General features: G+C 23.1%; 11 protein-coding genes and 1 other RNA gene. All 12 read left to right on the top strand.

Annotation, left to right across the window (positions count from 1 at the left end):
* Position 1: 1 nt before the first annotated feature.
* The 12 genes from MCAN360_RS01690 to rpsR all read left to right on the top strand — a co-directional run bounded on the left by MCAN360_RS01690 (position 2) and on the right by rpsR (position 16,217).
* The gene (locus tag MCAN360_RS01690; RefSeq protein WP_045433862.1) at positions 2–8,095 is read left to right on the top strand and encodes a GDSL-type esterase/lipase family protein; all 8,094 of its coding nucleotides are present in this window, start codon (positions 2–4) and stop codon (positions 8,093–8,095) included.
* Positions 8,096–8,181: 86 nt separating this feature from the next.
* An RNA gene (gene rnpB, locus MCAN360_RS02930) (RNase P RNA component class B) lies at positions 8,182–8,483 on the top strand.
* 102 nt (positions 8,484–8,585) lie between these two features.
* A complete protein-coding gene (locus MCAN360_RS05475) occupies positions 8,586–9,329 on the top strand; it encodes a DNA-processing protein DprA (protein ID WP_045434407.1) in 744 nt (247 codons plus the stop codon).
* A gap of 110 nt (positions 9,330–9,439) precedes the next feature.
* The gene (gene deoD, locus MCAN360_RS01680; protein ID WP_045433859.1) at positions 9,440–10,156 is read left to right on the top strand and encodes a purine-nucleoside phosphorylase; all 717 of its coding nucleotides are present in this window, start codon (positions 9,440–9,442) and stop codon (positions 10,154–10,156) included.
* Positions 10,156–11,451 (top strand): thymidine phosphorylase, encoded by a 1,296-nt coding sequence (locus tag MCAN360_RS01675; RefSeq protein WP_045433856.1) that lies wholly within the window; start codon positions 10,156–10,158, stop codon positions 11,449–11,451. Before deoD ends, MCAN360_RS01675 begins: the two co-directional genes overlap by 1 nt.
* Positions 11,452–11,482: 31 nt before the next feature.
* The gene (deoC, locus tag MCAN360_RS01670) at positions 11,483–12,145 is read left to right on the top strand and encodes a deoxyribose-phosphate aldolase (RefSeq protein ID WP_045433165.1); all 663 of its coding nucleotides are present in this window, start codon (positions 11,483–11,485) and stop codon (positions 12,143–12,145) included.
* A 41-nt stretch (positions 12,146–12,186) separates the two neighbouring features.
* A complete protein-coding gene (gene upp / locus MCAN360_RS01665; protein WP_045433853.1) occupies positions 12,187–12,810 on the top strand; it encodes a uracil phosphoribosyltransferase in 624 nt (207 codons plus the stop codon).
* A gap of 133 nt (positions 12,811–12,943) precedes the next feature.
* A complete protein-coding gene (locus tag MCAN360_RS01660) occupies positions 12,944–13,900 on the top strand; it encodes a Cof-type HAD-IIB family hydrolase (protein WP_045433851.1) in 957 nt (318 codons plus the stop codon).
* Positions 13,901–13,902: 2 nt separating this feature from the next.
* Positions 13,903–14,598 (top strand): ribonuclease HIII, encoded by a 696-nt coding sequence (locus MCAN360_RS01655; RefSeq protein ID WP_045433849.1) that lies wholly within the window; start codon positions 13,903–13,905, stop codon positions 14,596–14,598.
* Between the two features lie 326 nt (positions 14,599–14,924).
* Positions 14,925–15,350 carry a 30S ribosomal protein S6 gene (gene rpsF, locus MCAN360_RS01650; protein ID WP_045433846.1) on the top strand — a complete coding sequence of 142 codons (426 nt, stop codon included), beginning with the start codon at positions 14,925–14,927 and terminating at the stop codon, positions 15,348–15,350.
* A gap of 50 nt (positions 15,351–15,400) precedes the next feature.
* The gene (locus tag MCAN360_RS05470; protein WP_045433844.1) at positions 15,401–15,871 is read left to right on the top strand and encodes a single-stranded DNA-binding protein; all 471 of its coding nucleotides are present in this window, start codon (positions 15,401–15,403) and stop codon (positions 15,869–15,871) included.
* A gap of 13 nt (positions 15,872–15,884) precedes the next feature.
* Complete coding sequence (gene rpsR, locus MCAN360_RS01640) at positions 15,885–16,217, top strand: 30S ribosomal protein S18 (protein WP_045433842.1); 333 nt, start codon at positions 15,885–15,887, stop codon at positions 16,215–16,217.
* The last annotated feature ends 13 nt before the right edge of the window (positions 16,218–16,230 follow it).

The raw sequence follows: 16,230 nt of genomic DNA, 5'->3' as shown, positions 1-16,230 counted from the left end.
TATGAAAATAAATAAACTCGTTAAGAAAATTAGCAAAATTTCAGCCGCTTTAGCTCTATCAATCACTTTTCCTACTCTTTCTATTTCGTGTGGAAATAAAGGAAAAGATCCTTATAAAAAGCCAGATATTGATCTTTTAAAGCCACAAGAACAAAAACCAGTAAGTGGAAAAATCAATTATATTGCTATAGGCGATGATTACGCTACAGGAAATAACAATAGCGATAATTCTAAAAATAGAAACTATTTTGACAAAAATACTAATGAAGTTTATGGCACATCATATGCATCATATTTAGCTAATTCAATTCGTTTAATAAATGACGAAAAAACAACATTAGAAAATTATGAAAATTTAGGATTATCATTTTCAACATCAAGTAATTGATTACATCTTTTAAATCCAGAACAATTTAAAAGTACAAAATCATTTGAACAAATAATAAGATTAAACAAGGAATTAGAAACTTATAATCCAAGACTTAATTCTTATGAAAATCTTATTGAAAAAATTAAAAAATCTAATCTAATGACAATCTCATTAGGTTTTAATGATATTTTTAAAAAAAGTGAAATTTTAGGTTTAAATCTAAGAGAATTTTTAACGGATGAAGAAAGAAACAATTTAATTTCAAATTATGAAAAGAAAATTTCAATAAGACTTTATAACCTAAAGAAAAATTATGAAGCTATTATTGATAGAATAAAATCAATTAATCCTAATATAAATATAAACTTAACCGGATTTATTCCTCCATTACTACATTCAATACAAATTAATCATTCTCAAATAATAAATCTCTTAAAAAATACAACAGCTAGATTAAATCAAATAATTCAAGATGTTGCAAATAATAAAAAAGTTAATTATTACAATATTGAAGATAAAAATTATATTTTAAACAACGCTAATAAATTTTCTACTGACTTCTTAAGTATTTTACCTAATAATAATTCTTATAAGAAATTAGCTCAAGATATTTTTTCAAAAATGTCAATTTCAAATGATGAATATCAATTAATTTTCAATAAAAAAAGCAATGAATATCAAAAAGAAAATAAACACAATATAGCTATTGAATTTAATAAAAAAGGAACAACAATTAAATCTTTAATTTTTGGAATTATTGGAAGTGATTTAGATACATATAAAAAACCATATCCTTTTGAATCTATTACTAAAAACAAAGAAATAATTCGTTCTGAAGAAAAAAATACTTTTACTCAAAAAATACTTTTAGAACTTAAAATAAATTTATCAAACATAGATATTACAAATGCTAATGAAATTAAATTTTTTACTGATAATTTATTCTCAATTTTGGGTATTGATATTCCTGAAATTAAAAAATGATTTTTTGATTTAATTGATAAATTGCATTCAGTAAAACAAACTAAAATTTTAATCGAATTTCTAAATCAAATTTTATTATCAAAATTCACAGATAATCTATTAAACAAAGCAAATTTAAAAATTTCAGAAACTATAGCAAAAAAATCTCACAAAAATATTTCTTTTGAAGAAATAAAAAAAATTTTCAAAGATGAATTTAGAAACAAAGAAAGTATTTATCAAATCTTTAAATCCGTTTTAAATAATATATATCTTTCAAACAATGAAAATAAACAATTTATAAAGAATAATTTACAATCACTTACTAAACTTATTTTCTCAAAAGAAGTTGTTAAAAAAATATTTCCTAATAAATTAATTAATCTTTGAAATAAAGCTTCAACAAATGAAGTTGTAAACAAAAAAATTGATTTACTAATTAACAAAATAATTGATAATTTATTATTAAACTACAACAGCTATTTTAAAAATACTCATTTTGAGGGTTTTATAAATGCTATTTTTAAGGATTCTAAAAAAGAAACCATTGAATTATTTTCGTCAATAATTGATTGACTAAAAAATAATAAGCCTATTTTCGATGAAACTTTAAATAACTTAGTTAATGATATAAAAATAATTTATGCAATTCCAAATAATCAAATTGAAAATATTAAATATTTCTTAAAAAATACAATCGAAAATCTTAAAAATTTTAAATATTTTTATGAACTATTAGATTTATTTGTCGAAACCATTTTAGATATTCCTAAAACTAATTCTGAATTTAAAACTCAACAAATTCTTAAAGCATTTGTTGATGGTTTGATTTTAAACACAAAAGATGCTAACACTAATAACAAAGTATTTTTTAGTTTAATTAGTACTATTCCGAAGAATAATAATTTAAATTTAGAAAAATATGATAACGGAATGAAATATCTAGGCCTTGGTTTAATTAAGGTTCAAAATTACTTTACACCTGAAAGAATTAATAGTTTATTTAATGAAAAATTAAGAAATTCATTACTAAAATTTTTAGAAAATATTTCAACCAATAAAAATAACGAACTAAATCAAAGAGGAAAAGATTATATTAAAAGCTTATTTTCATTATTGATCGATGATATTTCAAAAGATAGTAGTTTACTTAATCAAATATTAGACAAACTAGGAACTTACGTTGCGATTTATCCTTTGTCAAACTTTATTAAAAAAACAAAATTTGAAAAACAAATTTTACAATCAAATCCACAAGTTAAAAGCATCGAAGAGTTTATTAGAAATGGATACCAAAATCTTTATAAATCAGTTAATAATACAATAATTATTGGTAAACTAAAAAATGTAATTTTTGATATTATTGATAACGGTAAAGAATATAATAAATCGTCTGCCTATAACTTTTTTATCTCGTTTTTAAAACGTATTAAAGAAAACGGAAGCATTGATCTTGTTAAAGCGATATTTTCTCAAATTGCAACACAAAAAAATAGTGAATTATTAGTTGATATTTTAGCAACATATACAAATACATATTTAAATTTACAACTAACTCAAGGTGATCGTGAGCTACTTATTGTTTATATAAAAAACTTTTTGTCAAGCATTGTTAACTCAGAAATATTTCAATATTTTATTAATAATTTTAGTGAAATACTGAAAAAAATTGATACAACCCAAATTGATGATTTTAATAAGTTAGAAATTTATCTAAAAAATAATTTAAATATTTTATTTAACAACTCAAAAAATCCTAAAGTTATTCAATACATTTTAGATTTATTAAGTTTAAAAAATACAACGGTTGAAAATAACTTTAATAAATTTATTAATGTAATTTCAATCTTCTTGAATAATGAAAAAGTTATTGATTTAATTATTAAAAAAATTAATTTAAAAAATATCATTTCAGATTTATCTAACAAAATTAACCTAGAAAAAATTCCAAAAGATATTCATCCAGATTTAGAAGAGTTATTAAAAAATACAACTAACAATATTTTAAATAAATGAGATTCAAATATTGAACCAAAAATTAAAGAATTAATTAAAAAATTAGTTTCAAATGAACAAGTTAAAAAGAGCAATAATTTAAACCAACTTTTTTCACTAATATTTAGTGAAAATAAAGAATATTTTAAAACACTAATTATTGACTTGGTTAAGTCAATAATTCTTTCGAGTGATGAAAATAAAAATAAAATAGTAAATATTGCAACATATTTTATAAACGGAACTAATAATTATAAAAATCTTAGAGAAGAAGAAAAAACTCAAATTAAATCAATTCTAAAAAAAGGTATTCAATTTATTGAAAATAAAAAAATTATAGATATATTAATTGATGCAATTTTAAATACTATTGAAAAAAATATTAATAATTTTGGAATTGATTTTTCAAAATATTCATGATCGAAAATTTTTGAGCATATAAATACAAAAAATATTAATATTATTGAATTAATAACCGAATTTATCATTAATAAAAGTAATGAAAATGAGAACTTAACAAAAGATGAACTAAAAACTCTTCTAAAAACTATTTTAATTAATGTTTCGAATATTCTTCCATTAATAAAAAATAAAAATGTTGAATCTAAAGAAAACGAAAATGAAAATGCAGATATTAGAAGAAATGAAAGAAAACAAAAAAATAAAAATTCTGAAAACTTTTTAAACAATGCACTAGAATTATTTAAAAATGTTTTAAATAAACTATCAAAACAAAATAAAGAAGAATTAATTCCTTATTTAGTTGATGCTTTATATGAAGTTAAAAAAGATAATAATATTAAACAAATTATTATTAAAGAATTAGAAAAAATATTCAAAACTAAAGATCAAGACTATATAAATTATTTAAGTGATAATAAAAGAAACCCATCTTTTGAACTATCTAAAATAATTACTGAAAAAATCTATAATTTAATTTTAAGTGAAGAAAATAAACAAAGCATTATTGAAATTTTAAAAAGTATTTTTGCTAGCGAGGAAAATATTGAGTTAAACGTTGATAATTTCGTTTCAAAAATTTTAAAAAATATTAATGCTGACAAATTTATAGAATTTATTGAAAATATTATAAAAAATGCATTTGAAGATAATAATGTATTAGTTTTACTTTCAAAAACTGCTATTATCTTAATAAAAAAACAATTAAAAGTTGACTTTGATGAAAATGAAACAAAGACTTTGCTTTCATACTTAAAATTACTTTTAAAATCTTTTCCAAATAATGATTTATTTAAAGAAATAAAACAAAAATTATTTAATTTATTAAAAGAAAAACAAAGCTTTTCAACATTAAATGAGTTTAGAGATAAAATTTATGAAACAATAAAGGAATTAATAAAAATTGACAATCATAAAATTTCAAAAATTTTAGATCTAATATTAATAAAAAATAATCAAGAAATAAAAAATGGTGAAACACATTTTCTTAAATCATTATTTGTTTTACTATCAAAAAAACCTATATTAGATTATTTATTAACTAAAATAGATCTAAAAAATTTAATTTCAAAATCATTGGAAAACATTGAAATTAAAGATTCAACATTAAATGAAAACGAAAAACAAGCTTTAAAAGATATTATTTTCGAAATTAAAAGTTATACTGAAATTAATTTTGATAGTTTAATAAATAACAATATTCATGAATTAATTGAAAAATTATTATTAAAAGAAGTAATAAATAACACAAATACATTTAATCAATGAGCACAAAAATTTATTAATGTGAATAAAAATTGATTAAAAGAAAAAATTAATTCAATTTTTAATGAGTTTTTAACTTTAGAAAAAGCTAAAAATTTAAGAGAGAAAGTATCTAAATTTTTAGTTGAATTTTTAGCAAAAAAATTAAATAATTTAAATATAGAACAACAACAAAAAACAACCCTAACAGATTTAATTCTAAAAATAATTGAAGGAATTGAACCATTAGGATTTGTTGAGAAAATAACAAACTCTGCAGTTGATTTATTAGACAAAAATCTTAAAGAATATAAATTAAAATACAATGATTATAATTTTAATGGCTTAATCAATATTAATGAAATTTTAACTAATACAAGCGAAGAAAAAATTAATGATTTTATAGATAATTTAGAATCAAAACACTTATCAACAATTTTTATTATAATAATCAAAAATTTTGAAAAAATTGAACAACTATTTAAAACAAATGAACAACCAATTTCTCACAATTCAAAACCTGTTAACAATATAAATAATGAAAAAAATAAGCAAATTGTTTTATTTAATCAAAACAAAGGTATTCCATGAAATTTAGAAAAAGTTTTTAGAATAATTAAAAAATCATTTTCTATAATGACAAACAAAGAAAGAGAAGAAATTAAAAAATTAATACCTGAATTAGTTAAAAAAATAAAAAATTCACAGTTAATTAAAAACTGATTAAATGAAAAATTAGGTTTTATTGAAAATAAAATTTCAAATCAAGATCCAACCTCAATTGAATTTGCTAAAAATACAAAAGAAAAAATTATAAAAATTATTTTTGAAAACCCTCACGCTGAAGATTTTTTAACCAAAACAATTAATTACTTTATTGATCTTGATAAGGAAAAATTGAACTCCATAAATTCAATGAATGATTTATTTAAAAATATTCTTAAGGAAAATAAAAATAACATTCAAACTTTTATTAAAGAATCTATTAAAGAAATTACCAAAGATGAAAACTACATAAAAAACTTATTTAAATTTATCTTAAATTTAATAAATAAACAAAATTCATTTGATGCTTCGAGTGACGAAATAGAAAATATATCATCATTAATTCAAAGAGTAATAAAAGATTTTAGCAATAAAGATATTGTTTCAGAGGTTATATCTAAATTATTTGAAAGTATAATTAACGTTGAAGTTTTTGACAAAAATGGTTACTTTGATTCAAAAAACCTGTTAAATAATATTCTTTCTAACTTAAAAATAATTGACTGAAAAACATTATTTAGTCAAAAAAATGTAAATGATCTAGCAACATCATTTTTTGAAGCAAATGAAGCTAATGCTAACTTGGAAAAAGAACTTATTTCTTTATACGATGTTTTAGCAAGAAGCTTACCTAAATTAAATAATAAAACCAATAAAAAACTTTCTCAAAATAATTCCCCTTCAACAAACAATCAATCTGATGAAAAAACAAAGGAATTTTTAACCAATATTCAAGGCACTATTTTAAATATTTTAGTTGGTCTAAGTGGTACTTTAAAAACAAATAGCAATACTGCTAAAAATGCAATAGTAAATGTTATCCATAAAGTTTTCAAAGAACAAATTAAAAAAATAAACTGAAAATCAATAAAACAAGATGTTATTCAAAAAGATAAAATTCAAATTATTGTTGATAAATTTATTGAAAAACCTATAATTAAGACTTTAATCGATGACATCGTTACTGATTTTTTAACGGGTGAAAAAATAAATAATATAAATACCATTGGTGAAGTAATTCATAAAACATTGCAAAAAATATCAGAAAAATTAAAAAACAATGTTACAAATGTAATTCATGAAGTTATTAAGGATAAAGAATTAATCAATTTAATTGTTGAAGATTTAATTAAATATTTAAAACTTGAAAATACTGATCAAAATGACAAAAACTTTTTATCTGAATTAATTATTAAAATTGTTGAATCATTAATAGATACTGATTTTTATAAAAGAAAAGTAGTTAAAAGAAGTGTTGATCATGTAGTAAAATACAGTAAAAACTTTACAATTTTTGAACCTTTAAAATGATTAAATGATGCAATAACAAAAATTAAATCTGGTTTTAGTTTTGCAGATCTTAAAATAATCGGTTCATTAATTGGTGAGAATAAACCAATAAATGGAGAAAAATTAGTTAAACTAATTAATTTGTTATTCGGAAAAAGTAAATTAGAAGATTCTGTTTTATACAATGCATTAAGAAATATCAATATGAATGCAGATAAATCAAAACGTACTAATATAGAAACATTAATTAATTTTGTAAACGGTTCTATAAAAAATCTTGTACATTCAAATAATAATTCACACTCAAATAATAATGACGATCCAGATAACATAACCCCCGATTTAGATCCACTAAAATTAATGGATGATATTTTTAGAATGCTTGCTGGTCAATACAACAAAAATCCACAAGTTAAAAATAATAGTTTTAAAATAAGATCAAAAACAGAAGAATGAAAAGCCGTTTATCGTTTCAAAGTTGCTATTGATTTCATAATATTCGAATTTTTTGGTCGAGAAACATTAATTAATAATCGTGATGTAAGCCGTAGAGTAATAAACCTTTACACTGGTGTAAGATCAATTTTATGAGAATTGCAAGAAGGAACTAATATTAAGGCAATACCAGGATTAGGTTCAAAATTCTCTGGTATGCAAAGATACTTTACCTCTGAGAGAGATAGACGTCAATTTACCAACTATTCAACCGCTGAAACAGGATGATTATTTGTAAAAAATTGAGAATACTTTAATGAAAATAATTATGGACCTGAATCAATAACCTATATTATTACTAGTTCAGGTTATAATGAAAAAGAAAGAAATCATTTAAAAAACTTTAAATATAAAGTTAAAGAAAATGGAAAAGAAAATGAAATTTCTAAAAAAGATTATATTCTTTTAACCTTAAAAGAAGGTGGATATGGAAAATTTATGAAACTAAATAATAAAAACTCTTCTATATCATCGTGGTCTAAGTTAAATGAAGTAAAGGACGGTTTCTATTAAACAATAAAAAAACACAAACTCCTGAACCAGGAGTTTGTTTTATTTAATTATTTCAAACATTATTTTAAATTAATGTAAAATAATTTATGCACAGCCAACTGCTGCATTTTTGTAGAGGAAAATCCGCTCTAACACTTGCTGAGATGCAAGTAGTGTTCATGCTAGGATTAATAAGCCTAGGCAATTATTTTAATTGACGACTAGTGCAACAGAGACGAGCTTATTAAATTAAGGTGCAACGATGTAAACTCCATGAGTTAGAAACCCAAATTTTGGTAGGGGAACCTAGTTAAGATAAATGAATTAAGACTAGGAAGTTTTATTCAAAACTTAGATAAATAGTTGGCATTGTTTTATTTTTAAACAATACAAAAAGCGGTTTATCGTGCAAAAGGCATTCGTGCCTTTTTTATTTTCTCTATTTTTTCTCTTTCGTAATTTCTTAATTATCAAAAGTAATAAGATTATTGCAAAAGAAGGAATTAAAAAAATGAATGAAATTTTATTATATTTTGTAACAAAATACAAAGGGGAATGAAATAATATTTTTAGTGCTATTAAAAATAAAGAACTAATTAATAAAAATGATTATTTATTATTTCTAGAAAAAATAAATGAAAAAAAACTAAATTACTTAACCGTTTTAGATAGTTCTTATCCACAAAAATTATTAAGACTTAATCAACCTCCATTTATTTTATTTTACAAAGGCAATTTAGATATTTTAAAAGAAGAAAATAATTCTATTTATTTAACTGGTTCATACAAAACTGAAGAAATTAAAAAATATCTTGAAAATTTAAAATACGATAACCAAACAATATTTTTTAATTGTCTTTGAAGTGGACTAGAAAAAGAAATTTTAAAAATATTATTTACTAAAAAATTTAAAATTGTAATTATTTTGCCATGTGGTATCGAATGAGGTTTAAATAACTTAAATTTAAAAGAATTTGACAATGAAAATTGTTTATTTTTATCAGAATTTCCTAATGATTATCACGTTTCAAAAACTGCGTTTATTTCAAGAAATCGAATTAATGCTTGTTTTTGTAAAAAATTAGTTTTACTTTCATCACTGGAAAATAAATTTAATAATTTAGTTAATGAATTTTTAGATCAAGGGAAAGATATTCAATGCCTTTTATTCAAGGATAGAAATGAAAATGATACAAATATCAATTTAATAAATCAAGGTGCTGAATTGATTAATGAAAATATTAATATTTTATAATTTTGCTAGTGTGATACTAAAACTAGAATAACAAAAAATAAAATTGTATTACAATTTTTATTATATACAAATATTAAATTTAAAAAAATAATTAAAACTTAAGGAGAGATATGACACCTCATATTAATGCAAAAGATGGTGCTTTTGCAAAATTAGTCTTAATGCCTGGAGATCCATTAAGAGCAAAATATATTGCTGATAATTACTTAGAAAATGTAGAATTAGTTTCTAATGTAAGAAATGTTCTAATGTATACAGGATTTTACCAAGGAAATAAAGTTTCAATTTGTGCTTCTGGAATGGGAGTACCTTCAATTGGAATTTATTCATATGAATTATTTGATAAATATGGCGTAGAAGCTATTGTAAGAATTGGTTCAGCAGGATCATTCAAGGCTGATGTAAAGAACTATGAAATGGTTTTAGCTTCTTCAGCATATAGTGAAAGCAATGCTTTTAGATCTTCAATAATAAGAGGAGATAAAAACAATATCGCAACTCCAAGTCGTGATTTAAATGAATTAATTTTAAAAAATGCTAAAAATTTAAATATGAACTTACACTTCGAAAGAATATTAAGTGAAGATGCTTTTTATGCTGATGAAACAGTTGAGGAAAGAATTAGAAAATCAGGCGGTGCCGTTTGCGTCGAAATGGAAGCTTACGGACTATTTACAGTTGCTGAAAAACTAAATAAAAAAGCAGCAACATTACTAACAATTTCAGATAACCTAGTAACTCATGAATATACAACAAGTGAGGAAAGACAAAATTCATTTAACGATATGATGAAATTAGCTCTTTCTTTAGCTAAGGACTTTCAATAATGAGAATAATTGACATAATAAATAAAAAAGCGGAAAAACAAGAGTTAACCCAAGCTGAAATTGAATTTTTTATAAAAAATTATGTTGAAGGAAATATCCCTGATTATCAAGCTTCAGCATTGTTAATGGCAATAAGATTAAATTCATTAAATGAAACTGAAACATCTTATTTAACAAATGCAATGATTAATTCAGGAGATACTATTGATTGATCATATTTAAACACTACAATTGTTGACAAACATTCTACCGGGGGTGTTGGCGATAAAGTAAGCATTGTTTTATGTCCTATTTTATCAGCCCTAGGCCTAACTGTTGCTAAAATGTCTGGAAGAGGACTAGGACACACTGGCGGAACACTTGATAAACTTGAATCAATTTCGGGATATACTATTTCTTTAACTGATGAACAATTTAAAAATTCTGTTGAAAAACATAATATCGCCATAGTGGGACAAAATCAAAAATTAGTACCCGCTGATAAAAAAATATATGCTCTAAGAGATGTTACCGGAACAGTTCAATCAATTCCTTTAATTGCATCTTCAATAATGTCTAAAAAGCTCGCAACAGGATCGAATTGCATTCTTTTAGATGTAAAGTGTGGCAACGGTGCATTTATGAAAAATCTAGATGAAGCTAAAGAACTTGGTAGATTAATGATTGAAATTGGTAAAAAATTAAATCGTAAAATTGCTGTTGAAATAACAAATATGGAAAAACCTTTAGGAAGAGCTATTGGTAATAAAATAGAAATTCTTGAAGCTGTAGAAACCCTTAATGGAAATGGTCCTAAAGATTTTACAGAAATTATTTATTCTTCAGGCGCAACGCTGCTATTACTAGCTAACAAAGTTAAAACTGAAGAAGAAGCAAGAAAAAAAATTAAAGAAGTTATCAATAATAAAAAAGCTCTTGAAAAATTTAATGAATGAATCAAGGCTCAAAACGGAAATGTTGATGAAATTTATTGTTCAAACTGATTTAATCCAAAATATAAATTTGAAATTATTTCAAAAGAAGAGGGTTATTTAAAAATAAATTCAGCTATTGAATTTGGATTAGCAGCTATGAAATTAGGGGCTGGAAGATCTAAAAAAGAAGATTCAATTGATTTTGAAGCTGGTATTTATCTAAATAAGACAACAAATGATTTTGTAAGAAAAAACGATGTTTTATTCACTTTATACTCATCAAACCCTATTGATGAGAATTTAGGACAAAATTTAATTAATAATATTCAATTTAGTGAAAAACCTTTCGAAATTCAAGAAGTTTTATCAAAATTAATATAAAAACATTTAAATAAATAAACAAGGAGAAAAAATGTTAAATAAATTAATCGATCATACATTTTTGAGTCAATCTGGAACAACAAAAGATATTGATAAACTAATAGATGAAGCTAAAAAATATAATTTTAAATCAGTTTGTATCGCACCTTCATACATCAAATATGCTAAAGAAGCTTTAAAAAATACTGATGTTTTAATTTGTACAGTTATTGGTTTCCCTTTAGGTTACAATGTAACTAGTGTTAAGGTTTTTGAAACTAAAATTGCTTTAGAGCATGGTGCTGACGAAATTGATATGGTTATGAACGTTGGCCGTTTCAAAGACAGACAATATGAATATGTTTTAAATGAAATTAAAGCAATTAAAGAAACTTGTGGAAATAAAGTTTTAAAAGTTATTATTGAAACAGCTCTTTTAACAAATGAAGAAATTGCTAAGGCTACAGAAATAGTTTTACAATCAGGAGCAGACTTTATTAAAACTTCAACCGGTTTTTCATTTAGAGGAGCAACATTTGAAGATATTAAAATTATGAAATCAGTAGCTGAAGATAAATTATTAATTAAGGCTTCTGGTGGAATTAAATCTAAAGAAGATGCAGTGAAAATGGTTGAACTAGGAGCAAATAGATTAGGTACTTCTAAATCTGTAACTATTATTGAAGGTAAAATAGATAATAGTTCAAATTATTAGTTTATTTTTAAATATTTATTAAATTAGTTTAAGGTAAAAATATGGTTAAAATTTTTCAACACCCACTTATCAATGCTAAATTAACTAAAATGCGTGATAAAAACACTACTCACAATGAATTTAGACAAAATTTAAATGAAATTGCATCTTTAATGGTTTATGAAATGTTAAGGGACTACGAAACCAAAAAAATGCAAGTAATAACTCCAACTGGTTGCACTTTTGATGGAGAACAACTTGACAAAGAAATTGTCATTATTCCAATTTTAAGAGCAGGATTAGGAATGGTTAATGGTATTTTAGATTTAGTTCCTCAGGCTCGTGTTGGCCATATAGGGATTTATCGAACCGATGACGTTAAAAGTGTTGAATATTTCTTTAAAATTCCTGATGTACCCAAAGATAGTTATATTATTATTGTTGATCCAATGTTAGCAACAGGTACATCTGCTTGTGATGCGATTAATAAATTAGAAAAACAAGGTTTTACAAATATAAAATTAATTTGCTTAGTAGGGGTTCAAGAAGGTATTAATAAAGTTCAAATAAATTATCCAAATGTTAATATTTATTTAGCCTCTAAAGATGAAAAATTAAATGAGAATAATTATATTATACCTGGCCTCGGAGATGCTGGAGACCGTATTTTTGGAACAAAAAAATAATAAAAAGGAGGTTTAAACTCTCTTTTTTTAAAAAACAATGCTTATTTTAAAAAGAAATATAGTAAAATTTTTAAATATCAATTAGTTAATTTTACATTTATAAAAATAAATAATAAAGAAAGGAATTAAAAAAATGGCTTTTAATAAAGAATCACAAAAAAGAAGATTTTTATTTGCTATTGATTTAGACGGAACACTATTAGCTGATTCTGGGGCCGGAACAATACACCCAAAAACTGAAGAAGCAATTAAAAAAGCAGTCAGCGAAGGGCATATTGTTTCAATAATTACTGGTAGACCTTGAAGAAGTACAATGCCAGTTTATCAAAAATTAGGTTTAAATGCAATTGTTGGTAACTATAACGGAGCACACATCCATAATCCTGCGGATCCATTTTTTATACCAACAATTACTTACTTAGATTTAAATGAAGTTTTATACATTTTAGGCGACGAAAAAGTTAAAAAAGAAATTTCTAATTATGCAATAGAAGGACCTGACTGAGTTCAATTAATGCATAGAGATCCAAATTTAGAAAAGGTTTTCGGGTTTAATCAAGCAACTAAATTTAGAGAATCAATTAATTTAGAAAAACTTCCTTTAAAACCAACAGGTATTGTTTTTGATTGTCAACCAACAACTAATGTCTTAGAATTATTGACTTATTTAAAAAGAAGATACGGTGATTTAGGTGAATTTTCATCATGATCGAAAGGTGAAGGATTGAGCCCAGTGTTTGACATTACTTCAATCGGTGTGGATAAAGGTAAAGTTATTTCATTAATGATGAGATATTACAACATTGATATTAATGATACTATTGTAATGGGTGACTCATATAATGATTTAAGTATGTATGAAATTGGAAATGTTGGTGTCAGCCCAGCAAATGCTGAAGATGCAATCAAAAATGTTTCAACTGTCGTAATGAAACAAACTAATAAAGAAGGTGCTGTAGGATACTTTATTGAAGAATTCTTACAAAACCCAGATAAATACATCAAAATAGCAAAAGAAAAAAAAGAAGAGGCTAAGAAAAATTTAAAAACTGTTAAGGCAGATAATTTCTTTAATAAAGAAGAAAAATAAAGATGTTATTGAATGATTTAGATTATATCGGTGTTGATGAAACTGGGGTAGGAGACTATTTTACCCCTATTGTTTCTGTGGCATGTTTTATACCTAAAAAAAATATTGAATTAATAAAAAAATTAGGTGTTAAAGATAGTAAAAAAATAAGTGATAACAAAATAAGCGAAATTGCAAATTACATTATTGAAAATAAATTAGTTATCTTTAAAAAAACCATTTTAACTCAAAAAGGATACAATAATTTAACAAATTTAAAAATTAACAATAATGCTGTTAAAACGTTAATTCATCTTAATTCAATTAAAAGACTTTTAGAATCACTTAACAAAAAAATTCCAATTATAATTGATCAATATGCAAATTTAACAAATATTTCAAAACATATTGATACATTAAAAAATAAAAAAATAATAACAACCGTTGAACTAAAAGATTTTGAATTAATCTTAGAAACGAAAGCAGAAGAAAAATATTTATCAGTTGCTTGCGCTTCAATATTAGCTAGATATATACTTTTAGAAAAAATGAAAGAACAATCACTATATTATAAAAATTTTTCTTTCAAACTAGGAGCAAGTAATTCAATAATTGATGTAGCAATTCTTTTTGTTAAAAAATTTGGATTAGATGAACTTAAAAACGTTGCTAAAATATCATTTAAAACTACCAATAAAGTTTTAGAAAAACTAGTTTAAAATTTATAAAAATAGAAATAAAATCATAATACTATTTTTTAACATGGTTTTATGATTTTTTATTATTCTTATTTATTTAAAAAATAAACTAAATATATTAATTTTTTATTAATTTTATTAATAAAATTGTCTTTTAACTAACTTATTAGTCATTTGTGTATTAAATTAGCAAATTATTATTAATATTATTAGCGCTAAATTAACCCTTTTACAAAAAAAATTATACTTTTTACTATAATTATAAAGTTAAAATATTTTAATATTTATATTAACAAAGGGTGAGACTCCTTGGTCGTATGACCCAAAAGTCCGAAAGGAGAACTATAATGTCAAAATATGAAATTATGATTCTATCAAACCCTAATAATTCTACTGAAGAAAGTGTTAAAGAACTAGTTTTATCAGTTCTAGATGAAAAAAACACTAAGTTTGAAAAATTAGAGAGAACAGAATTAGCTTATCCAATTAACAAATTAAAACGTGCTAACTATTTTCTAGTTTTAACAAAGGCACAACCTGAATTAATTAAAGAATTAACAAGAAAATTTAATATTGATAAATCAATTTTAAGAACTTTAATTATTAATTTAAATTCTGAAAAAGGCTTAAAACCAAAAAAACAAAGAAAATTAACAAAAAGAAATTTCGATAATAGAAAAAACTTTGAAAAACATGAAAACAAAGAAACAACAGAAGATAAAAAATCAGAATCAAAAACAAAATTTGTAAAAAAAGAAAAATTAGAAAAATAATTTTTAATTTATATTTGTATTTTTATATTACTTAATTAGGAGATCTTATTATGAATAAAGTTATTTTACTTGGTAGATTAGTTAGTAAACCTTATAAGGGCTTAGCTGGATCTGGCATTGAATACTCTAGATTTACAATCGCCGTAACAAGAAGCTATTCAGCGCCTAATGCTGAACCGGTATCAGATTTTATACCATGCATAGCTTGAAGAAGTAATGCAACATTTATTAATAAATATTTAGATAAGGGTTCTTTATTATTCATTGAAGGAAGTTTTCAATCTTCAAGATTCACTGACGCAAATGGCCAAGCTATTAATAATTATGTAGTTTCTATTGAAAAAATTAAAAGTTTAGAATCAAAAGAAATTACTGAAGCAAGAAGAAAAAATAATTCAAAAGAATTTAGCATTTCTAATGAAGAAAGTAAAGATATAATTGAAAATCAAAAATTTATTGAAGCAAACCAACCAGAGGATACAGATGTGTATGATGATGGTTTAGTTTGGGATAATATGTAATTAAGGAGATTTTATGGCAAGAATTGTTCGTAAAAAATTATTTGTTCGTAAACGTCCATGTCAATTTTGTTTAAGTAAATCACCAGTTGTTTATGTTGATTATAAAAATGAAGAGTTGTTATCAAAATTAGTTAATTTACAAGGGAAAATTATTTCATCAAGAATTACAGGAACTTGTGCAAAACACCAAAGAGCAGTTGCACTAGCAATTAAAAGAGCTAGATTAGTTGCTATTTTACCTTATATCGGTAGCGTAAAAAAAGAATTTGTTAAAAAAGATGCTATTAAAGAATCAAAACCAGTAGTAACAACAAACGAAACTACTACAACCCAAGAAAATAAATAATTTTATTAATTTA

The sequence above is a fragment of the Metamycoplasma canadense genome, from assembly GCF_000828855.1.
GTDB classification, from domain to species: Bacteria; Bacillota_I; Bacilli_A; order Mycoplasmatales; family Metamycoplasmataceae; genus Metamycoplasma; species Metamycoplasma canadense.
Note: the sequence above shows the minus strand (reverse complement) of the source record. Positions and strands in the feature narration are given on the sequence as shown.